This window comes from Dyadobacter luteus (assembly GCF_003383615.1).
In the GTDB taxonomy this organism is placed as follows: domain Bacteria; phylum Bacteroidota; class Bacteroidia; order Cytophagales; family Spirosomataceae; genus Dyadobacter; species Dyadobacter luteus.
This window is the reverse complement of record NZ_QNUL01000017.1, coordinates 124,225-145,482: the sequence shown is the minus strand read 5'-3', so window position 1 is coordinate 145,482 and position 21,258 is coordinate 124,225. Positions and strand designations below refer to the sequence as shown.

22 protein-coding genes are annotated in these 21,258 nt (G+C 42.1%); 3 read left to right on the top strand and 19 right to left on the bottom strand.

Going from position 1 to position 21,258, the window contains the following annotated elements:
* The 3 genes from DSL64_RS19225 to accC all read right to left on the bottom strand — a co-directional run.
* A partial coding sequence (locus DSL64_RS19225; RefSeq protein ID WP_115832546.1) for a 2-C-methyl-D-erythritol 4-phosphate cytidylyltransferase occupies positions 1-671 on the bottom strand: 671 nt, incomplete at its 3' end.
* Between the two features lie 101 nt (positions 672-772).
* On the bottom strand, positions 773-1,822 hold the full coding sequence (queA, locus tag DSL64_RS19220; protein ID WP_115832545.1) for a tRNA preQ1(34) S-adenosylmethionine ribosyltransferase-isomerase QueA: 1,050 nt from the start codon (positions 1,820-1,822) through the stop codon (positions 773-775).
* A 266-nt stretch (positions 1,823-2,088) separates the two neighbouring features.
* Positions 2,089-3,594, bottom strand: coding sequence for an acetyl-CoA carboxylase biotin carboxylase subunit (gene accC / locus DSL64_RS19215; RefSeq protein WP_115832544.1), 1,506 nt, complete (start codon positions 3,592-3,594; stop codon positions 2,089-2,091).
* Between the two features lie 184 nt (positions 3,595-3,778).
* Between accC and DSL64_RS19210 the strand changes: the two genes are divergently transcribed.
* Together DSL64_RS19210 and DSL64_RS19205 are read left to right on the top strand one after the other, a co-directional pair.
* Positions 3,779-5,053 (top strand): aminotransferase class I/II-fold pyridoxal phosphate-dependent enzyme, encoded by a 1,275-nt coding sequence (locus DSL64_RS19210; RefSeq protein WP_115832543.1) that lies wholly within the window; start codon positions 3,779-3,781, stop codon positions 5,051-5,053.
* Positions 5,054-5,311: 258 nt separating this feature from the next.
* Positions 5,312-5,491, top strand: coding sequence for a BF3379 family histone-like protein (locus tag DSL64_RS19205; protein WP_115832542.1), 180 nt, complete (start codon positions 5,312-5,314; stop codon positions 5,489-5,491).
* A gap of 60 nt (positions 5,492-5,551) precedes the next feature.
* Here DSL64_RS19205 and DSL64_RS19200 read toward each other — a convergent pair whose 3' ends face one another.
* From DSL64_RS19200 to DSL64_RS19190, 3 genes are all read right to left on the bottom strand, one after another.
* Positions 5,552-5,965 (bottom strand): MaoC family dehydratase, encoded by a 414-nt coding sequence (locus DSL64_RS19200; protein ID WP_115832541.1) that lies wholly within the window; start codon positions 5,963-5,965, stop codon positions 5,552-5,554.
* Positions 5,966-6,091: 126 nt separating this feature from the next.
* A complete protein-coding gene (locus DSL64_RS19195; RefSeq protein ID WP_115832540.1) occupies positions 6,092-6,472 on the bottom strand; it encodes an HPF/RaiA family ribosome-associated protein in 381 nt (126 codons plus the stop codon).
* A 231-nt stretch (positions 6,473-6,703) separates the two neighbouring features.
* Positions 6,704-7,006, bottom strand: coding sequence for a DUF4286 family protein (locus tag DSL64_RS19190; protein WP_115832539.1), 303 nt, complete (start codon positions 7,004-7,006; stop codon positions 6,704-6,706).
* Between the two features lie 163 nt (positions 7,007-7,169).
* Here DSL64_RS19190 and DSL64_RS19185 point away from each other — a divergent pair, with 163 nt between their 5' ends.
* A complete protein-coding gene (locus tag DSL64_RS19185) occupies positions 7,170-7,589 on the top strand; it encodes a cytochrome B (protein WP_115832538.1) in 420 nt (139 codons plus the stop codon).
* Positions 7,590-7,690: 101 nt separating this feature from the next.
* Here the strand turns inward: DSL64_RS19185 and cysM are convergent, their stop codons facing one another.
* The 13 genes from cysM to DSL64_RS19120 form a co-directional block, all read right to left on the bottom strand.
* A complete protein-coding gene (gene cysM, locus DSL64_RS19180; RefSeq protein ID WP_115832537.1) occupies positions 7,691-8,563 on the bottom strand; it encodes a cysteine synthase CysM in 873 nt (290 codons plus the stop codon).
* Positions 8,564-8,762: 199 nt separating this feature from the next.
* Complete coding sequence (locus tag DSL64_RS19175; protein ID WP_115832536.1) at positions 8,763-9,992, bottom strand: alpha/beta hydrolase family protein; 1,230 nt, start codon at positions 9,990-9,992, stop codon at positions 8,763-8,765.
* A gap of 75 nt (positions 9,993-10,067) precedes the next feature.
* Positions 10,068-10,808, bottom strand: coding sequence for an alpha/beta fold hydrolase (locus DSL64_RS19170; RefSeq protein WP_229217149.1), 741 nt, complete (start codon positions 10,806-10,808; stop codon positions 10,068-10,070).
* A gap of 178 nt (positions 10,809-10,986) precedes the next feature.
* Entirely contained in the window at positions 10,987-12,705 is a 1,719-nt protein-coding gene (locus DSL64_RS19165) for an AMP-binding protein (RefSeq protein WP_199539447.1), read from the bottom strand.
* A 118-nt stretch (positions 12,706-12,823) separates the two neighbouring features.
* Complete coding sequence (locus DSL64_RS19160; protein WP_115832533.1) at positions 12,824-13,345, bottom strand: GNAT family N-acetyltransferase; 522 nt, start codon at positions 13,343-13,345, stop codon at positions 12,824-12,826.
* 46 nt (positions 13,346-13,391) lie between these two features.
* Positions 13,392-14,786, bottom strand: a complete 1,395-nt coding sequence (locus tag DSL64_RS19155) for a hypothetical protein (RefSeq protein ID WP_115832532.1) — start codon at positions 14,784-14,786, stop codon at positions 13,392-13,394.
* Positions 14,787-14,829: 43 nt separating this feature from the next.
* On the bottom strand, positions 14,830-15,948 hold the full coding sequence (locus tag DSL64_RS19150) for a hypothetical protein (RefSeq protein ID WP_115832531.1): 1,119 nt from the start codon (positions 15,946-15,948) through the stop codon (positions 14,830-14,832).
* A 149-nt stretch (positions 15,949-16,097) separates the two neighbouring features.
* A complete protein-coding gene (locus tag DSL64_RS19145) occupies positions 16,098-16,661 on the bottom strand; it encodes a hypothetical protein (RefSeq protein ID WP_115832530.1) in 564 nt (187 codons plus the stop codon).
* Positions 16,662-16,676: 15 nt separating this feature from the next.
* A complete protein-coding gene (locus tag DSL64_RS19140; RefSeq protein WP_229217148.1) occupies positions 16,677-17,234 on the bottom strand; it encodes a thermonuclease family protein in 558 nt (185 codons plus the stop codon).
* Positions 17,235-17,305: 71 nt separating this feature from the next.
* On the bottom strand, positions 17,306-17,707 hold the full coding sequence (locus DSL64_RS19135; protein ID WP_115832529.1) for a hypothetical protein: 402 nt from the start codon (positions 17,705-17,707) through the stop codon (positions 17,306-17,308).
* A 27-nt stretch (positions 17,708-17,734) separates the two neighbouring features.
* Positions 17,735-18,967: a sulfite oxidase gene (locus DSL64_RS19130; protein WP_115832528.1), complete on the bottom strand. Its 1,233-nt coding sequence runs from the start codon at positions 18,965-18,967 to the stop codon at positions 17,735-17,737.
* A gap of 210 nt (positions 18,968-19,177) precedes the next feature.
* Entirely contained in the window at positions 19,178-19,969 is a 792-nt protein-coding gene (locus DSL64_RS19125) for a ferritin-like domain-containing protein (RefSeq protein WP_115832527.1), read from the bottom strand.
* Between the two features lie 28 nt (positions 19,970-19,997).
* Positions 19,998-20,723, bottom strand: coding sequence for a ferritin-like domain-containing protein (locus DSL64_RS19120; RefSeq protein ID WP_115832555.1), 726 nt, complete (start codon positions 20,721-20,723; stop codon positions 19,998-20,000).
* Positions 20,724-21,258 lie beyond the last annotated feature (535 nt).

The following is a 21,258-nucleotide window of genomic DNA, read 5'->3' as shown; positions in this document are numbered from 1 at the left end:
TCAGGCAAATACATGGCTGCCCATTGTAAATCCTCCGGTGTGGTGATTTTGATGTTTTCATAGGATCCGTCTATTAGCTCCACGGTATATCCTGCTGATTCCAGTACACTGGCACAATCTGTAAACTGAGGATTATAAGGTTGTGAAAATGCATTTCTCATCCAGTCCGAGCGGAAGGTCTGAGGAGTTTGTATCAGGCGAAGGGAAGATCGATCCAGGGCTTTATTAAGTCCCGTCTCGGTGTTAATTATTCTGACAGAATCTTTAACAAGCACCGAAGTAATAGCAGTACCGTGTATTGAAGCTGTTTTAAAGCCCTGTGAGATAATTTCCCGGGCAATTACAGGTCGGACTCCATCGTGGACAGAAATCAATGCTTCTTCATCAGAAATGGATAAAAGTCCATTTCGTACAGAATGAAATCTTGTTTCACCACCTTTAACGATTTGGTGCGCTATTCCAAATCCATATTTCCCGCACAGTTCTTCCCATACATTAATTTGCGTCTCAGGCAAAACAAGGATAATGTGGATATCAGCAGAGTAATTTCTAAATGCCCTTAGCGTATGCATCAAAATAGGCATCCCATTTACAGCGATGAACTGTTTCGGTATCTCGCTTTTCATACGGCTGCCGCTACCTCCGGCAACAATAATGACAAACTCTTTCATATAAGTACGGGAATAAAAAAATCGCTTATCGTATACAATCTAATCCGGGAACGGTCAGACTGGCTTCGATAAGCGACAAAAGTATATTATTTCTGAATGAATCAGATGATCAGCATAGCATCACCATAAGTGAAAAATTTATACTTCTCTTTAATTGCAAGTTCGTAAGCCTTCATGACAAGATCAAATCCACCAAATGCACATGCCGACATCAGCAATATGGATTCAGGCAACTGGAAATTCGAAAGCATAGCATTGGCAATTTTGAAATCGTAGGGAGGGAACACGAACTTGTCAGTCCATCCTTCAACCGCTTTTAAATGCCCACTTGCTGAAACGGAGGATTCAATTGCCTTCAAAGAAGTCGTCCCCACTGCACAAACGCGTTTCTTCGCATCAATAGATGCATTCACGATGTCTGCACTGGCTTGGGTTATTTTATAGTTCTCCGAATCCGTCTTATGTTTCGTAAGATCTTCTACATCCACAGTACGAAATGTACCAAGTCCCACGTGAAGGGTCACCGGAGCAAAGTTAATTCCTTTAATCTCCAGCCTTTTCATCATAGCTTTTGTAAAGTGAAGTCCGGCTGTAGGAGCTGCAACAGCACCTACATTTTCAGCAAAAATTGTTTGAAAACGATCTCTGTCAGCACTTTCAACCTTACGACGTGATATGATTTCCGGAGGAAGTGGCGTTTCGCCAAGTTCATCCACCAGCTTCATAAATTCATCGTTGTTACCATCATACAAAAAACGGATCGTTCTTCCACGGGAAGTTGTGTTATCTATAACTTCGGCTACGAGGTCGCTATCTCCGAAATAAAGCTTGTTTCCAACACGAATCTTACGGGCAGGATCTACCAAAACATCCCATAGACGCATTTCGCGATTCAGTTCGCGAAGCAAAAACACTTCGATCTTGGCACCAGTCTTTTCTTTTTGTCCGTACAAACGAGCAGGGAATACTTTGGTATCATTGATGGCCATTACATCACCGTCATCAAAATAATTGATCAGGTCAGCAAACATTTTATGTTCGATTTCTCCTGTTTTACGATGTACAACCATTAGGCGGGATTCGCCACGGTCTGAAGGATGAAGTGCAACAAGGCTTTGAGGTAAATCAAATTTAAATTCGGATAGCTTCATAGATGCTTAGTCAGTGAAAGTCGGTTATTGTTGCGACATTGAGTTATTCGCAATGAGACAGTGTATTGGTTAAATTTTTAATTTTTTTTCTGAAAATCGTGCCCGGATTGCCTCACAATGCTGATATAACAAAGAACAAAAGCAATTAAGAATACTTGCCAATGATAGCGCCTTTCATAAAAGGGCATAGCTACCGGAATTTGCAAAAAATTAAGATTGCGAAATTAGGGAAGTTTCCCTAGGAATCCTAAGGAATTATCGCCTTTTTAGGTATTGTACTGACGACGATTTTTCCAGGATTGATTTCGCGAAGTTTCATTTGCAACTTTTTGCGTGTCAGTAACAAATGAAGTTTCCTGTAACAGCGCTGCAAACAAAGCCGCCAGGGAGTCGTGGTCGGAATTCTGATTCCCGGAAATAAATTCGGGCTTGAAGTAATTGGTTACAAAATTAGTGTCAAATGAGCCATTTTGAAATGATTCATGCAGCATTACAAATTTGCAAAATTCCAAAGTGGTCTGCACACCGGAAATTTGGTACTCATCAATGGCTCGGGTCATTTTATTAATGGCCTCATGCCTGTCGACGCCAAAAGTGATCAGCTTTGCGATCATCGGGTCATAAAAAATAGGAATGTCCATACCTTCCTCGAAGCCATCATCAACTCTCACACCGTTACCTTGTGGTAAACGATATGTTTTAAGCTTTCCTACATCTGGCAAAAAGTTGTTTTCAGGATCCTCTGCATAAATTCTTGCTTCAATGGCGTGTCCTCTGATAGTAAGTTCTTCCTGCTTAATGCCAAGATGTTTTCCCTCGGCTATATGAATCATCTGTTTAACAAGGTCAATGCCTGTTATCTGCTCAGTAACGGGATGTTCAACCTGTAGACGTGTATTCATTTCCAGAAAATAGTAATTCTGCTGTTCGTCCAAAATGAATTCTACCGTACCGGCTCCGTAATAATTACAAGCTGTGGCGACGTCAATGGCACATTTTCCAATAGCTTCCCTGACTTCCTGCGTTATAGAAATCGAAGGAGCTTCCTCAATCACTTTTTGATGACGCCTCTGTATAGAGCATTCCCGTTCGAACAAATGAATAATGTGACCATGCTGATCGCCCAGGATTTGTATTTCAATGTGTTTCGGAGAAGTAATGTATTTTTCTACGAAAACAGAGCCATCACCGAATGAAGCAGAAGCTTCGCTTACAGCCCGTTTCATTTGTTCGTCGAACTCATCTTCACTGGTAACAATCCGCATACCTTTACCTCCTCCGCCGGCACTCGCTTTGATCAGTACAGGATAACCGATAGATGCTGCCAGCTCTTTGGAGGCTTGAATGTCCGTAATAGCTCCCGAACTTCCGGGCACCATGGGGACATGATACGTGGCGGCAGCTTGCTTGGCAGCCAATTTGTTTCCCATTACCTCAATTGATTCCGGAGAGGGACCAATAAATATAATTCCTGCCTGAATTACTGCTCTTGCGAAATCGGCATTCTCCGAAAGAAATCCATAGCCCGGGTGGATTGCATCAACCTGTAACTTTTTACAAACCGAGATGATTTTGTCTCCGCATAGGTACGATTCCGAAGAAGGTGCCGGACCTATACAAACGGCCTCGTCCGCGTAGCGCACATGAGGTGACTGACGATCAGCTTCACTATAGATAGCTACAGTAGAAATGCCCATTTCGCGTACAGAACGCATGATTCTTAATGCAATTTCACCACGATTTGCAATCAGGATTTTTTTTATGGTGGGCATATACAGGTCCGGTTTGCGCTTATATTGCTGTTTAAATACTGATCAGATAACGGATGTTTTCTGTTATTTTCTCAATTTACAAAGTGCTTGAAGACGAAGGGATTATTAAGGTAATGTAATTTTTTTTATTTTTGCATTTATCTAACATATATAATAATAAGGTACTCATATAAATTAGAAGCGAGTGGATATTTTTGAGAAACTGCATAACAACTCTGGACCAATCGGTAATCCGGCTAAAGAGCTGAAAAGCCATCATTATTTTTCATTCCCGATGTTGGAAGGGGAATTGGGACCAAGGATGCGTTTTATGGGGCGGGAAGTATTGAACTGGAGCCTGAACAACTATCTTGGACTGGCTAATCATCCGGAAGTGAGAAAGGCTGATGCTGATGCTGCTGCGAAGTGGGGACTGGCTTATCCGATGGGTGCGAGAATGATGTCAGGGAATTCTACTCAACATGAGGAGTTTGAGAAAGAGTTGGCAGAGTTTGTGGGAAAGAAGGATGCATTTCTTTTAAATTATGGATATCAGGGGATTATGTCCGCGATTGAGTGTATCTGTGATCACCGCGATGTAATCGTTTATGATGCAGAATCTCATGCCTGTATTATAGATGGTATAAGGTTGCACAAAGCTAAACTTGGGGAATACTACAAGTTTAACCATAATGATATGGACAGCCTTGAAAAGAACCTTAAACGCGCTACCAAACTTGCCAATGAAAAAGGTGGTGGTGTATTGGTCATTACAGAAGGTGTGTTCGGGATGTCTGGTAAAGTAGGTGATCTTAAAGCGATTGCTGAGCTGAAGCAGAAATATGACTTCCGTCTGATGGTGGATGATGCGCACGGGTTCGGAACGATGGGTGAAACAGGTGCAGGAGTAGGTGAGCTTCTTGGCGTGCAAAAGGAGATTGATTTGTATTTCTCCACTTTTGCGAAGTCTATGGCTGCAATTGGTGCGTTTATCGCTGCTGATGATCCACAAATCATCATGTATCTGAAATATAATATGCGTTCGCAGACTTATGCGAAGGCATTGCCAATGCCTTACGTTGAAGCAGGCCGCAAAAGACTTGAATTACTGAAAGCAAATCCGGATCTGAGAGCTAAACTTTGGGAGAATGTGAATGCTATGCAGAATGGATTGAGAAGCAGAGGTTTTAATATCGGAACTACTGAGTCCCCGGTAACACCAGTTTTCCTTCACAGTGAAGGAGGAGTACCTGAGGTAACCCGTATGGTTCGTGATCTTCGGGAAAACATGGGGGTATTTTGCTCTATTGTGGTTTATCCTGTAGTGCCTAAGGGACAGATCATGTTAAGAATTATCCCTACAGCAGCTCACACGCTGGACGACGTTGAATATACATTGAATGCATTTACAACTTTGGCTGAAAAGCTTAAGAATCGTGTGTACCAGTCCGACGAAGTAAATCAGGAAGTCGTAGAATAATAAAAACGCATTGTATAGGTTCCAGAGGGCATTTTTTAATCAAATGCCCTCTTTTTTTATTATGCTCAATAAAATATTTATTATTCATAAATGTCTATAAATGAGATATTTATCTATATGGTTACGAATAAATTGGATTTTAAAGTTCTTTTTTTTTGTTTTTTGGGTTGGACTAAAACTTTTAATTATTAAATTTCGGTCTAAACATGCGTTTTTAGCTTGTTTAGGGCATTTTTAAACTAAAAAAACAGATAAGACATGGCACGATTCGATGAAGTAAAAGATCTGATTCTTTCTTTAGAAGGAGACTTCGATAAGTTTTACAACAAAGACAATCAGGCAGCTGGAACGCGTGTTCGTAAAGGTATGCAGGATTTGAAGACTTTGGCTCAGGAAATTCGTTCAGAAGTTCAGAACAAAAAGAACGCAGCTGAGTAATTGAAAGGCACACGAAAGAAATTAAGAACCCGGTTCAACTGAGCCGGGTTTTTTATTGCCTTAGAATTTTTGATCGTTGATCATCGTAGCCACTCCACGTGTCACTATCTTCTTTGTATTGACATCGTAGATATCAGTAGCAATTTCAGCAATATGTTTTTCAGGCTGAATTGATTTGATCGTAAATACTGCCTTGTATTCTGTATCCACATACATAGGACGAAGATACTCTACTGTTTGTTTCAGATAGATCGATCCGAAGCCAGGAAACTGTGTTCCCAAAACTTTAGTAAATACAGTAGTTCCCAGCATACCATGAATAATGGGACGTTTGAAATTGGTCGTGGCGGCGTAGTCTGCGTCGAGGTGAATAGGATTGTTGTCTCCTGTAAGTGCAGCAAATTGTATTACCTGCTCCTGAGTGAAGCTGAAAAAATGGTCAAATGACGCATTGATAACTGGCTCGATATCCATTTAAAATATAGTAGGTTACTTAAGATCTGTCAAAATTCGGTTAAATCGGAAAACTACACAACCAGTAGCTCAATAAAAAAGAAGCTGCCAATGATGACAGCTTCTCCTAAGTATGTTTAAAAAAAATTATTCTTCTATATCTTCAGCAATCAGCGCCAGTTCGCCGTCATCTTCCACAGCTCCGTCGACAGGCTTATTCACACGACCATTACTACGCTTATTCTTGAATTTTTTAACCTGCATTTTGAGAGTATCAACTGCCAGGTCGGTAGCTTCTTCGAATGTAGTCCCCTTTTCGGTTACAAACATAGTCCCACCGGGAACATATAATTTTACTTCGAGGAGTTTTGTATGAGTTTTGGCGCTTTCGCTTTTATCCAGTTTTAAAAATACCTCACCACTTGTGATCTTATCGTAAAACGTATCCAGTTTATCGAGCTTCTGCTGTATAAAGGACAACAATTTAGGATCAGCGTCAAAGTGAATTGCTTGCATCTGCAGTCTCATAAGCACTTAGGTTTAAGGTAAAACATTACTTTGTACCAAACGTCATATCGTACTAACTATAACGATCATCAGATATGTATGACTCAGGAAAAAGTACAAATGCGCCATTTTCTGAGGTAATTCTGATAACGAATGGTAAACTAAATAAAGGCAATTAATCCTTTAATGTCAAGCCAAAAACAAGGTTTATTCGAATTTATTTCAGAGACTTTATAAGAGGTTCAGAATCACTTATGCTTCTTCGAGCAGGGTACGGAAAGACACATATTGTCCATTAAAAAGCTCGTGGTGTTTATTCTGTAAATCGGCCTGATGATTGGTCTGATAGGCGAGAAAATCTTCCATTGTTCTGAACGAAAACTGAGAAGTATAGGTAGATCCTTCATTTTCTATCTCGGTAAGCAGTCGAAGAAGCTTCACTTCCACAGGCAAGCCGGTGGCTTTAATTTCAGGAATATGCGTTTCCTTCATGTAAGAAAGCCAATCTTTTTCAGCTGCATAGCTGATGTTAACGGTAATATTGAAAATAATCATTGGTGACGCGTTTTGTCTTTACTTTTTTACAAATATCGTAATTAAATCCTGACAACTCGGGAATCTGTTTTTACTGCGATGAGGAGGCCGGAAATATTTGGGAGAAGCTCGTTTCAGCATTACCTTTGCTGCTATTACAAATTCACCGTAACTTGTTTTTTCTATGAATATTCTACTACGTGCCCACTCGGGACTGCGTTATGTTGTGTTGGCATTACTTCTGGCTGCGATTTTTACTGCCTATTCCAGCTGGAAAAGTAACAAGCAAGGCGATAACAAAATTTATCTTTTTGCATTGATTGCTACGCATACACAATTGCTTATAGGTCTTGTATTGTACTTCATGAGCCCGAAAGTGAATTTTAGTCTGATCAGTGAAAAGGTTTTCAGATTCTATTCCATTGAGCACGTCTTCATGATGCTCATTGCTATCGTTTTGATCACGGTTGGAAGAGTTCGCTCTAAAAAAGTGGAAGGTGCAGATAAGCACAGAACCGTACTTTATTTCTATGCGCTTGCACTTATCATTATATTGGCAGCGATTCCCTGGCCATTCCGTAATCTGGGATCTGGCTGGTTTTGAGTAGCCATTAGCGGTTAGCTGTGAGCCATGAGCTTGCAGCTAACCGCTAAAAAAATCGGGAAATTCAAATCCGTAAATACCAGGACTTAGCTAACAGTAAGTTAGCCAAACAAGTCACTTGAAAGATAGCGGTCTCCCCGGTCGCAGACTATAAATACAATCACACCGGATTCGATTTCTTTAGCCAGTTGCACTGCCGCCCATGCAGCTCCACCACTGCTCATTCCTGCGAAAACTGCTTCATTTTTAGCTAGTAAACGTGTTGTGGCGACAGCGTCAGCTTCTGTAACCTCAATAACTCTGTCCACACGCTGGCGATCAAAAATTTTAGGGAGGTATTCTTCCGGCCATTTTCTGATACCCGGTATGCTGGCTCCGTCAGTTGGTTGGCAACCTACAATCTGAATATCCGGATTCTGTTCTTTCAGATAATGAGAAACACCCATGATTGTCCCGGTTGTACCCATGGAGGATACGAAATGGGTGATCTGGTGGTTTGTGTCCTTCCAGATTTCAGGTCCTGTTGTGTTGTAATGTGCTTTCCAGTTATCAGGATTTGCAAATTGATTCAGCATCAGATATCCATTTTTGGAAGCTTTTTCCTCTGCGTAGTCACGCGCTCCTTCCATGGTTTCCGTTAACGTCACTTTTGCGCCAAATGCTTCCATGGTCAATACACGCTCGCGGGTAGAGTTTTGTGGCATAATCAGCTCAATCTCCACATCAAAGAGTCGGGCAATCATGGCCAGAGCAATACCGGTATTACCACTGGTTGCCTCTATCAATTTTGTTCCTGCTTTTATTTCGCCGCGATCCAGCGCCCCTTTGATCATGCTATAAGCGGCCCTGTCCTTCACACTCCCTCCGGGATTGTTACCTTCCAGTTTGCCGTATAGTTTTACATTGGGATTCGGATTTATATTTTTTAATTCAACAAGTGGCGTATTGCCTACCAGTTCAAGAAGTGATGACATTTTGTTATCGGAGAAAAGTAAATAGATTTCATTAACTGCATATATGAAGCAGACTGGCTAATGGCCAATCCGGATTTCAATTAACATCGCAGCAGGTTATACTGTTTTCCTGATACTCCAACAAAAATGAAATCACCTGATATTTGCAAAAACATATTTACTCTATTTGTTTACTGGGGAACAAATATAAGGATAGTATTTAGTTGGTAGAAACAAAGAAGGTAAATGTTCCTAAAAGGAAAGGAGTGATAGACGACGAGTGTGTTCCCTTGTCTATAGTGATGAGCTCGACGTTAGTTGCTCCCAAACCTTTCATAGCATTTACAGCATTCACAGAATTGAAATAGAAAACAAGCGGATCTTCATTACCATGATACAGTTTCGTAGGCGTTTTCGGTTTCCAATTGTATACATTGTTGTCTGCAATAGCATTGATAAACGCAGCATCCGTTCCATCATTGAGGGCTTTTCTAAAGGTGTCTGTCAGAATTGTGTTGAAGCTTACACCAATCGCCAGTTTGGAAGGATCTCCATTTGCCGCCGCAATCTGGGTTGCCCATGGCTCCTTAAAATAATAGGTCGCAGGCTTATTCAGTTTATAAATGCGGTCGTAGGTAAGTAAAACCCAAAGATATAATCTGTTGTAGGCGGCAACGCCAATGGTTGTATTATTGACGATTTCTTTCATGAAAGCGGTTTTATCGTATGCACCTGCCCCACAGCTCGATGCGATCAGATTAAATTCAGAAGAAGCCTCTTCTTCAATTTTCTTTTGCAGAGACATTGTCGCATAACCTCCTTCGGAATAGCCACCGATATAGAGCTTATCATTCCATTTGACCTCATTCTGATGAGAAATGAATTCTTTAGCTGCTCTCAGCATATCCAGTGATGCTGAGGCCAGACTTGCACGATGCTCGTAGGGATGGGGGACATTGTTGGATGCACCATAACCGATATAGTCGGGATATGAAATAATGTAACCAACGGCACCAAACAGTGTTCCCATGGTAGCACTTTCCGTTCCGGTTCCAAAATTGGAAGGCGCTTCAGCATCAGTAGTGATGGTGCCATGCTGAATACTGATCATGGATACCGACTGATCGGTCTCGGGCATGATCAAGGCGCCGGATGCTGTGATTTCCTGTCCGTCAGTGTTTTTTGTTTTGTAGTTGAGTTTATAAACTTTCACTCCATTTTTGACGTACAGTGCTGCGAAGGCTTTCAGTTGGGCATCGTTAGTACTCCCCCCGGCATTCTGAACAACGGTTTCTTTTGAAATAGTCGTAATCAGTGAAGAGCTTACCAGATACTGATCTTCCTTGGGAGTTGTTGAAGGATCTTTTTCACAGGATGCCAGAAAAAACAAAAAGGCAATAAAGAAAATGTGAATTTTAGGCAATTTGAGAGTAGGGATATGTTTTAGCATAGCGTTTAAAATAGAATGAGTTGGTATTCACTCATTACTAACGAATACCAACTCATTTTAGGTCAATAAGAAGGCTTATAAAGAGGAAATTTTATTCATATACCAGCTGATCATTCTCGATGTTGCATCAGGACGTTCTACCATCCCCATATGTCCCGCTTCTGCCAGGATAAAAGGATAGCTTTGTTTCGGGTATTCGGACAACGCAATGCAACTCTCAAAAGCGATGAGTTTATCCTGCATACCCATAATAAACAATACAGGGAAAGGCATTTGAGCCAATACTGCTGTGCGGTCGGGACGATGTATCATGGCAGTCATACCAGCAATGAGTGCCTGAGCCGGCAATTTGCCATAACGTTCGCTATGTGCCTGTACTTTTTCAGGGAACAATTCCTTAAACCTGTCTCCAAACATGTTTGGCGTAGTGTTTCTGATATAGGCCTCAGTTCCGTAATTTTTAAGTAATTCTATGCTTTGCAGGCGTTGTTGTTTTTTAGCTTCATCGTCTTCATAGGCTGTGGAATGAACCAGACCAAAACCTTCAAGCATATCCGGATACTTTTCAGCAAAGGCCAATGCAATATAACCACCCATAGAATGTCCGATCAAAGTCAGTTTGGTGATGCCGGCACTCGTCAGAAAGCGATGAAGTTCTTCGGCATATTCTTCAACTGTCTGAGATGAAGTGTAGAGAGAAAGATTAGGTCTGACGATCGTAAAATAATCGTTGAGCGTTGCATCCAGATAATCCCAAATGGTATCATCCATGCCATGCCCATGCAGCAGAACCAGGGTTTTTTTGTATAAATTCATAATTTTTATCTTTCAAGGTTGAGTACTTGTTTTACTAAATTTGTTCAATCCTTATTCTAAAATAGGGGTTTTACCTGAAACGGTCACTGTTCAGACAGAGAAAAGTAGCAAAGCCTTCCAATGAAAAATGCCTGGCGGCGTATTCCGGCAGGCATTTGAAAGTCACGAAAGGTTACAATTATTTAGCCGTTTTTGCCAGCTCTTCGTCTCTCAGAGCACGTCTTAAAATCTTGCCTACATTGGTTTTAGGAAGCTCATCCCGGAACTCAATTTGTTTCGGACATTTGTAGGCAGTCAGGTTTTCCTTGCAGAAAGTTTTTACCTGTTGCTCAGTAAGTGCGGGATCTTTTTTGACAATAAAAACCTTCACCATTTCTCCGGTTTTATCATCAGGGATACCTACGCACGCCACTTCGAGTACGCCCGGACACTGGGCAATCACACCTTCAATTTCATTAGGATAAACATTGAATCCTGAAACAAGAATCATATCTTTTTTCCTGTCGACGATCTTGAAAAAACCGTCTGTATCTTCAATTCCAATATCTCCGGTTCTGAACCATCTGCCACTTTCATCTTCAAAAATTACTTTGGCAGTCTCATCAGGACGATTATAATATCCGAGCATAATCTGTGGCCCCTTAGCACATATTTCTCCTTTTTCTCCCAATTCCACCCATTTGTCATCATCCCCCAGGATTCGCATTACGGTGCTCGGAATAGGTATACCAATTGTTCCGTTACGGTGTTTTCCGTTCAGAGGACTTACCGACAGTACCGGTGAAGTTTCAGATAGTCCGTACCCTTCTACAAGCACACAACCAGTCACTTCTTCCCATTTTGTTGCAACTACTTTTTGCAGTGCCATTCCTCCGGCAATAGTTATTTTGAGACCACTGAAATCAATATCCTTAAAATCAGGGTTGTTGAGCAGACCATTGAAAAGGGTATTGAGTCCGGGAAAAATATTGACCTTGTATTTTTTAAGCTCCTTTACAAAACCGGGAATATCACGCGGATTGGTAATTAATACATTCAGTGCTCCCCATTTGATGCCGCAAAGCGCATTGATTGTCATTGCAAACACATGGTACAATGGCAAGGCTGCTACCATGCTCATAGGCCCCTCATGATCTGAGTCCTTCATTTTAGACATCAGCCATTCGTTCACTGCTTCTACATTCGCGATAAGGTTACGGTGGGTTAGCATAGCGCCTTTGGAAACACCTGTTGTTCCACCCGTATATTGTATAAAGGCAATATCAATACCCGATACATTTGGACGCTGATAAGTCACTCCCTTCCCCTGACTCAAAGCTGTATTCAGTGATGTTACCTTTGGAAGCTGGTAAGGCGGAACCATCTTTTTGACGTACTTCACAACAGCATTTACAATAAGCCGCTTAGGAAATCCCAGGAAATCGCCGATTTCTGTTACAATAATATGTTCGAGATTGGTACTCGCTACAATCTTCTGCAGGTTCGAGGCAAAGTTGGCCATGATGACAATTGCCTTCGCTCCTGAATCATTAAACTGATGCAGCATTTCCCGCGATGTGTACAACGGATTGGTATTGACGATCACAAGTCCTGCACGAAGTGCCCCGAACATCACCACCGGATATTGCAACACATTCGGCATCTGAATAGCAATGCGATCCCCCTTTTTCATACCAATACTCTGCAGGTAGGCAGCAAAATTGCCTGATAACTCATCCAGCTCCCCGAAAGTAATCGTTTTGCCCATATTGGTATAGGCTTGATTGTCCGGGAAACTGCTGAAGCTGTTTTCAATTAAATCCAGCAAAGATGTATAGGCATCCGGATTGATATCATACGGTACGCCATCCGGATAATGTGTAAGCCAGGGATATGTATCTTTTGATATGGAAGTCATAATGCGGTAAGGGTAATCTTTTAGGAACTAAAACAATCAAACAATAAATTAATATAAAAAATTATCAAACCAATACAATTATATTTTGAAAAATATTGAGCCAGTTGATTTGAATTTTTTAGAAAGTCACGTCTGATTTTTTAATTTCCCAACGCCATAATGGTCCCTCTTCAGGATCATCTACATCCTCAGTTTGATGAAATCCTACTTTTTGCAGAATTTGACAAGAGGCGTTCTCCTCTGCCAATGTATGCGCAATTACTTTATGAACCCCGCTTTTCGAAAAAGCATGTTGTACGAGTCCACGGGCGGTTTCTGTGCCCAATCCTTTTTGTCGGTGTGAAGGAATGATCTCATATCCGATTTCCACGGTTCCTGTTGAGTCGGGCTCACCTTTGTAACCACAGGAGCCGATCAGAAGGTTGTCAGGGACGTGTATAATGAGGTAAACCCACCAGTCGCGCAAGGGGGGATGGGCTTTCCAGCGGTGATAGGATGGCGTGAATGTATCTCTGAATTCAGTCCATTTTTTAGGAACATTCACACCCATTACTTTGGCGAGGGTGCCGTTGCCCATTTTGATGGCATCGAACAGTGTATCGTCGCAAACGACTATTCTTAACTTGGGGGTCAAAATCATGGATATTGCTTTGGTATTATAATCCTGACCCCCAAGTTAGGTAAAATCATTGTGAGTTGTTTTCATCAAAGCGATCTGTTATCGCTTTGCGAATGGCCTGATGCGGCCTCATCCCTGTACTTTTTGTTCTGGTAACAGCTCTGTCGGATGCTGCATTGGACCGGGCTTTCATTGCCAGGTCTGAGACTGTCATATGTCTGTTGCGCCATGAATCATATTCTTCCTGGTTCATTACATCGCGGGTTACCTGTCCGCGACTGTAACCATCAGCAAACGAGTTCCTGCGGCTGTCGGTAAGCGACTGACGACGGTCATTTTCAAGAATTGCAATTTCATCCATTAAAGCTTTTTCTTCCTGTTTTAATTCATCCAGAGAAGAGAGCACCGCCAGATCATTTTCAAGAATATTTTTTTGTGCCATACGTTCAGTCAGAATCTGTTGCAGAGGCTCTATTTGTTTCAGAATTTTTTTCCGTCTTCGTCGCAACCGCCACAATTTAGGGTCGATCTGAAGCCAACGGTACCAGAATCCCTGCAGAACCGGCAAGGCCATTCCCAAAGAAACTGCACCTGCAATAGCGAAAAGAACACCACTTAAAACGAACGATAAAAGCGCCCATGGGCTATTGACCAGATCCAGATTGAGCTGATCAGAATTTCTGAGTGCCTGCTCTATTTTATTGGTAAGTTCCGGACTGTTAATAGGGGCTCCTGTCATAGGATCAACAGCATTCAGCTGAAGGTTTTTGACAGATTTGTTAATAGCTTCTTTCAGCTTATCGGTACGGTATGCTTCGTAACGGAACCAACCCAAGACGATCAGCGTGACGATGGCAAAAATCGACAATATAAGTTTGAAAGTAGCATATCGCGATTTTGCTTTAGGGTTTTCTCCGGCATGAAATGGTTCTTCAATGAGGCGGTCATAGGCCGGTTTCAGCAATACTGAAAGCATAGCCAAGCCTATGGCAAATGCCCAGGCTTCATTGGAATTCCGGATGTTGAGGGCATAAGCGACGATTTCATGGGAGATGATCAGGTCACCTGCCACAAAAGAAATACCGGCTGCCAGGAATATCAAACCTGCAATCAGGGAGTAGGAGGGTGCTTTCGAAGTACGCTTCTCTTTTAGCTCTTCCGTTTCAGCGTCAATCCGGGCAATGGAATCTTCCAGATCCTTCATCTTTCTGGCACTGCCATTCAGCCCCATTGTTTCCAATTGAAGCTTGTCAAAAGAAGATTTTTGTTTCTGCAAAGTTTCCTGTTGCCGTCCACGCAATGTAGTAAGCTGCTGTTGCTTCTGGCTGATTTGCTCCGACGTCCACGCATGCGTCACATTGCTTGCCAGGTAGTTTTCGTAGCTTTCACGTTCAAGACCTTCGATACCACTAGAGTAACCATGTTGGTAGTCTCCGCTTTGGTTGGGATTTTGCTCGTCCATATTTTTGAATGTTATAAAGTCTGAGTGAGAAGAAAAGTGAGAATTATTGATCCCCTTTTCTGATGTAATTCAATTGTCTGCCGGATAACTGCCCTTTCATACGGCGTGCCAGGAAGAATTCACTTTCAAACAATTTGATCAGCATATCCCTTCTTGCGTAAATGCGGTCACGCTCGGTTTCGGAAGCACTCAAATCTCTCACCGCCTGCCATTTTTTTACACGTAATGCATCACGTTCTTCTTCCAATGCGAGTACTTCACTTTCAGATTTATAATTTTCATCTTCCTGCTGCTTTTTCTCTTTGATAGGATCAAGCCATGCTTTAAGATCTGAACGAAGTACAGTGATGTTGCTGAGGAAAAGTTTTCCTGCAAAAAGAAAAAGAAAGAAAATAAATACGAACAAAGACAAAGCCTGTAGCCATCCCTGAGATTGATATACCTGTGCAAACACAAATAATGAAGCTGCGAATGGAAGACCGATTTCTTCCAGAAGAGAACGCCAGGTCACTTTTGAGTCTTTATCATGGAAAATGGAAATGCGTCCGAAAAGACTGAACATCCCAGCCAGGAAGATACCCATGGCAATCCACGAGCTTTCTGCGAAGGCCGGGCGAAGCGATTCACGGATCAGGAAAAAGTTACCTATACACATTGCTGCACTCAGCGTAAGTCCGATCAGTGTACGAGGTAAATGATGCTCACGCGCATTGTCTGCTATAGCCACAGTATCAGCTTTGGCCTTAAGGGTTTCAATTCTATCGGTCTTTTGTCCGATAAAAAGATTCAGTTCCTGAATGCGCTCATTGTGTTGTTCGATGTCACTCAGCGGGCCAGCTGCAAGATGTACAAAGTACTTGTGAATGATATCTGTCTTTTCCGTAGGATCCGATTCTGAAAGTCCGAATAATACCCCTTCATCACGAAGCGTATCTTCATCTTCGAGCCAATAGGGGATAACCACTGCGTTGACTGGCTGAGGTGAAAATTCAGGTTCCTGAATCTCGCTGGTGAAAACAGGTTGTTGTATAGGAACTGGCTGATTAGTGGTTTCTGATTGCGTTATTTCCTGGTTGGCGACAGGCTCGTCGTCGTAATAATGTTCTTCATCAGATCGCGATGAACGGAACAAATTTGAAATGTATTCTCTGAAGTTGGCCATATGTTTTCATGGATTAGCCTGCGATTATCCATCAAAACACAGAACTTGCCAACATTATTGTGATGATCGGTTAGAAAAATACGTAACCTGCTCTGCGAGAATGAGTATAGTGCTATTTATGAAGGTATAATGATATTTGACCGGTACTTTCAGAACATGGCCTGGAGTGCCTGCCAAAGCTTCTTTTTTAACTCGCGATCAGCTTCGATCATTCCAAGCGGATCGGCGAGCAGGCACCACACACCATTGATTTGTTTTGGGGTATAGGGAGTCAGTAATAAATCAAGATTGAGTCTCGCGGTAGGTACACCGAAAGTGATCAGACGTGCGGTTTTTCTTTCAGAGATCACCTTGCTTGCGTCAGTTGGGGGCAAAAAGCTGATGTTGATCAGATCTGCCTGGTCAATAGAATATTTGACAGCCTTCAATATATTATCCAGAAAAACAGATTCTGCCTGCGCCAGTTCCTGATGGCCGGGCTGTTCGGTAAGAATCAAAATCTGATGCTTTAGCGCAGGAAGTTCTTGAAGGGCGGGAGCAGATGGCGCTTGTACGGTCGGTGTATTTTTTACTGCCGGAGCAGGTTGCGTAACAGGCGTTTTTTCAGCGACAGGAACTGCTCTTTCCGCCACGCCAACCGGCTGGATAGTTTCCAGCTGAAACAGTATGTCGTTTTGAAAAAGAATCTGATAAAGTGCTGCCTGTGAACTCATGTTAAGTTTAACCGATCAAAGTTTCCCCAAATTTACTCCGTCGAGACTCCATATCCCAATTTTTTTCCTTTGCGCCTGAATTTCAAGATTAGCGTACTCCGCGCTGCTGCTATACTTTTTAAAATGTACAGCCAGCCCTTGTCTTACGAGTTCCTTGTTCAGGACTTTGCCATCAGGGAGCACTACTTCTCCCAGGAGTCTGCCGTATTTGTCAAAATTACCTGCATGACGAATACGAACAGTTTTTCGGAAGCATTTATCAGAAGTGAACTGTTTAGCGATTTTGTAATAAGGTCTTCCACGTTCAGGTGAGTTCACATGCAGAAATCGTATTCTGAGGGGCAGTCCGCTTCTTCTGCCAGCTTTTTTATTGGTATAAATGAATTTGAGTTCTATAGTATCCCCATCCTGTATTCCAATAACCTCAGCCTTTAAATCCGCCGGAAGGACATCACTTTTCTGAATTGGTTGCTGGCGGGTCGTCTGCTTAAACGAACCCAGAGTTAGAAAAGAAGAAAGCAATAGAAGGTTATAAACTGATAACCTGATTGTTGTATTAAAAGAAAATTTCACGCGTACTGTTTCATAACAATTGAGATGCGAAGATAGGATATCCAGTCGTCGCGGGGTTAGGAAACGGTCTTTTATTTTACATCCAGTTTATACCATTTAATATCTTTTAGCGGTTGTCTTCGTGCAAATGTTTGCGTAGGAGCGTAATACTTTTCAAGATAATCCAGTACCTGCTTCTCTGTTTCACCCAATTCCCACAGATTGTGGTTGGCTTGCATCCAGCGTATTTTCTGTTTCCATCCGTCACGGGTGAAATGATTCGCAATAATCAGTTTGGAAGAATGGCAACTGGTACACTGAGCCTTCACCATATAAAGATCCTTATCGATGATCAGGCCCGTTTCAGAGTCTTTTTTCAATGTGTCAGAAAAGATAACAGGATCTTTATAGCTTTCCGTATCTGACGATTTATCTGCAAACCAGCTTCCGGTAACAGCAAAAAGTCCGGTCAGAAATATTATGATTATTTTCATTATTACTTATGTCAAAAGAGATTTCTACTACTCCGCCATCAATGCAATTCTTTCACAGGCATTGTTGAGGTAACCACCCGGGTTCCAGGCAGGTATCACCATCGGTTGAGCAACACCCTTTTCATCGGTTGCCCGCACCCATACTTCGTAATAACCTTTAACAGGAAGTTTGAGCTTTGTATTCCAGTGTTGCCAGGCCAGTCGGTTAGCGGGTGCTTCCAGTGTACAGTTTTGCCATGTTGCTCCGAAATCAACAGAAACATCTACCTGTTTTACGGAGAAATCACCAGCCCATGCATGTCCTCGCAATGCAATTTCGGTACCTGTGGGAATGATAGCGCCTGTTTTGGGATAGGTAATTACAGACTTTACCGGCATAGATTCGATGATCCGGAAATATTCGTCAGTCGTGGGAACATCAGTTCCGGGTTGTACCGGAGATTTGGGAAGTTTATAGCTATGACCTTCCATTTTGGCTCCGTCATGTACTTTGTTCCGGACAGAAATCCGGTTGAGCCACTTACCGGATACAGAAGCCGGCCAGCCGCCGATCACCAGTCGCAATGGATAACCATGAAATTCCGGGATATCCTTTCCGTTGAGTTGCCAGGCGATCAGTGTTTCTTCTTCCAGCGCTTTCTTTATCGGAACTCCTCTGGATATGGCTTCTTTTTTCGGGTCTTTACTCAGGTGTAAATCGCTGCCGTGGTAACCAATATAGACCGCATCAGATTTAACCCCTACATCATTTAATATATCTTTCAAACGAACACCAGTCCATTCTGCGCAATGCACGGCGCCCTGTCCCCAGGCATTACCGGAGGTTTGAGGTTGAAATCCTGATCGCCCGTTTCCTCCACATTCCAACACCAGTTGATACGTATGTTGCTTAAACCGTTTCTTCAGATCGGCGAGCGTATAGGTTTTAGGGTTTTTTACAGATTCCCCGTCGATGGTGAGCGTCCAGTTTTTGATATCTATCTTCTCCGGTACAAGACCGTTATTCCTGATAAACATCTTTTCGACAGGAGTGATACGGTCGTCCAGCAAATCCAGTGGTGCTTCCACATTCCAGGGGCGATCTCCCTGCACAATCATTTCAGTTGCTTTGCCTTTAAGCGCATCTTTTTCATCTAAAAGGACAGGAATATATCTTTTCGGAAGTTTGTCAGCGAATACGATTTCAGTACCAAGGGCGGTTGCGATTGCAGCGAGACTGGATTTTTTGAGAAAGCCTCGTCTGTCGAAAGACAATTTCATATTTAAGGATTCAGGTAGTTCATATTGAATAGCCGGTACAAGTAATAGGATTACCTGTTGATATGCAAATTTTAAATGGATTCATCCTGAAACGTACAAGGACTACTCGTTGGAGTAGTCCTTGCAAATGTAATAACGTGGCAGTGGTTCAGGATTTCCGGAAGTTGCCAGGTGTATATAAGTGTTTTAAAGGAAGGTTGGTGGTAATGGTTACGCCTTAATGAACGGCCCTGCAATTGCAAGAACTTGTTCTTTTGTAAGAATTTCGTCAAAAGCTTCTGAAACAGCGTTGTCCGATTTTCCTGCCAATCCTTTCAGGTTCACACCACCTTGCGTCAGGTTTTCTTCGCCATTATATACAGCTTGTACCAGAGCAATAGGAGATGCATTTCCTGTAATCCAGCCTTTTGTACCAGGAGATGAGTTTTCGACAGCAAAAATACGTCTTACCTGAGCTGCGTGACGCGCCTCAACAGAGTGTACCTGCAATGCAACTTTAAGTATTCCCGGATCTTTCATTAGCGCTCCCGCCTGTCCTTTGTAAGCACGTACACCTGTATCTTCCAGTGCAGTAGCCACAGTAATAAAAGTTTTGAAATTGCTGAATGTATCCGACAGCTTTCCGCCATAGGTCCAGTCGAACTGAAGATTCATTGCACCCACCGCTTTCACAAGGTAAGCTACGTGCTGGCTTTCATGCTTTCCTATCTGAGCGATAGAAGCTTTGTATTTGTCAGGAATAAGCCCGGAAGCTTTCAATCCTTCTTTGTAAAATGCATCTTCAAGATATTCCAGAGTTAGTGCGAATTTAAGTACGTCTACAGCTGCGGCTGTTTGTCCGTAAGCTTTGTTCACAATAGTTGCAAATGCCATAGGTGCAGCTGCAGCAGCGAGCGTGCTACCCACCCGGTTCATAAAGTAACGGCGGGAAGCGTGTTCAAGGCGACCTACAGCATCACCATCTATTTTTTGCAGATCGTCAATTATTTTGAAAATATCCATTGTTTCTGAAATTGAAGTTATGTCTTAATTATTTACCTACGTTTGCGCCAGTCACGTTTGTTTTAAGGAAAGGCTTTACTGCTGCCAGGATCACCGCAGGGTCAATTGCTTTATCCAAGCCATCGTTATCAACTACGTCATCACCAGCGAAGTCAGCAGTATTCTGCTTCAGCAAATCACGTATTACTGATGCATGGCGTGCTTCAACAGAAACAATTTTACCAGCTAGTACAAGGTAATCAGCAGTTTTGATCAGGTTACCAGCACCGTTGTAAGCAGCAACGCCGGTATCTTCAAACAATTTCGCGGCTCCAAGTACCGAATCTCTGTTTTTAAAATTGATGGAAGAGAAATCCACTTCCAGTGCCGGAATGATAGCAGTTGGAGCAGCGGCGGTCAGAGCAGCTTTAAAGAAATCTCTGTGGATGATCTCGTGATCGCGGATATCTGTCAGGATTGTCCTTTCCGCTTCCGAGATGGAATCATATGGTGTTGCAATCACCTGTGTGTAGAATGCAGCTTCAAGCTGTTCCAATGCATACGCGTAATTAAGAACGCCAACGTCACCTGATCCCAGATCAACTGAGCCACCTGCACCAGGAGTTGGTTCATGATCTTTTGTACAGGCAACCATCGCTGCTCCTACCGATGCGGCGATACCTGCAGACATAAGGAAGGAACGTCTATCTACTTTTGATGATAGTTTTTGTCCTTCGTTATCTGAATTTGTGTTTGTACCAGCTATTCTTTCCATAACAATAAAAAGGTTTATGTTTTCCTTCGCCCATCGAAAGACAATCTGCGAAAACATACGGTCATTTATTTTTTATGGATTGAATTCAGGAACAGACGAAATATGTAACCTATATACCTATTTCGTTGACGTTTATATTTCTTTTCTAGTGTAATTAACTGATATTGAGATGGTTGATTGAATTGTATTTTTTGTAAAAATTTTAAGAAAATATAGCATACAGTTGTGGAATTAGCTTGAAAAGTGTAGCGATATTCCCTGTAATGGTGAAGAATGTCGGCCTGATAAATGAAAAAAGGCTCTTATGGAGAGCCTTTTGTTTTAAATCAGTCAATAACGTTGAGTAAAATTTTTCGGACATCGCCGATTTCGCATGAGGTAAAATAGACCATAAATTAAATTTGTGGCATTTATTTATAAATGATATGCAAAGTAATTCTACAAATATAATAAATCCTTGTTCTTTCGCAACATTTAAAAGTGATTAAAAAAAATCTTCCTGATGCTGATACAGAGTGCCAGCTGTTAAAATGAT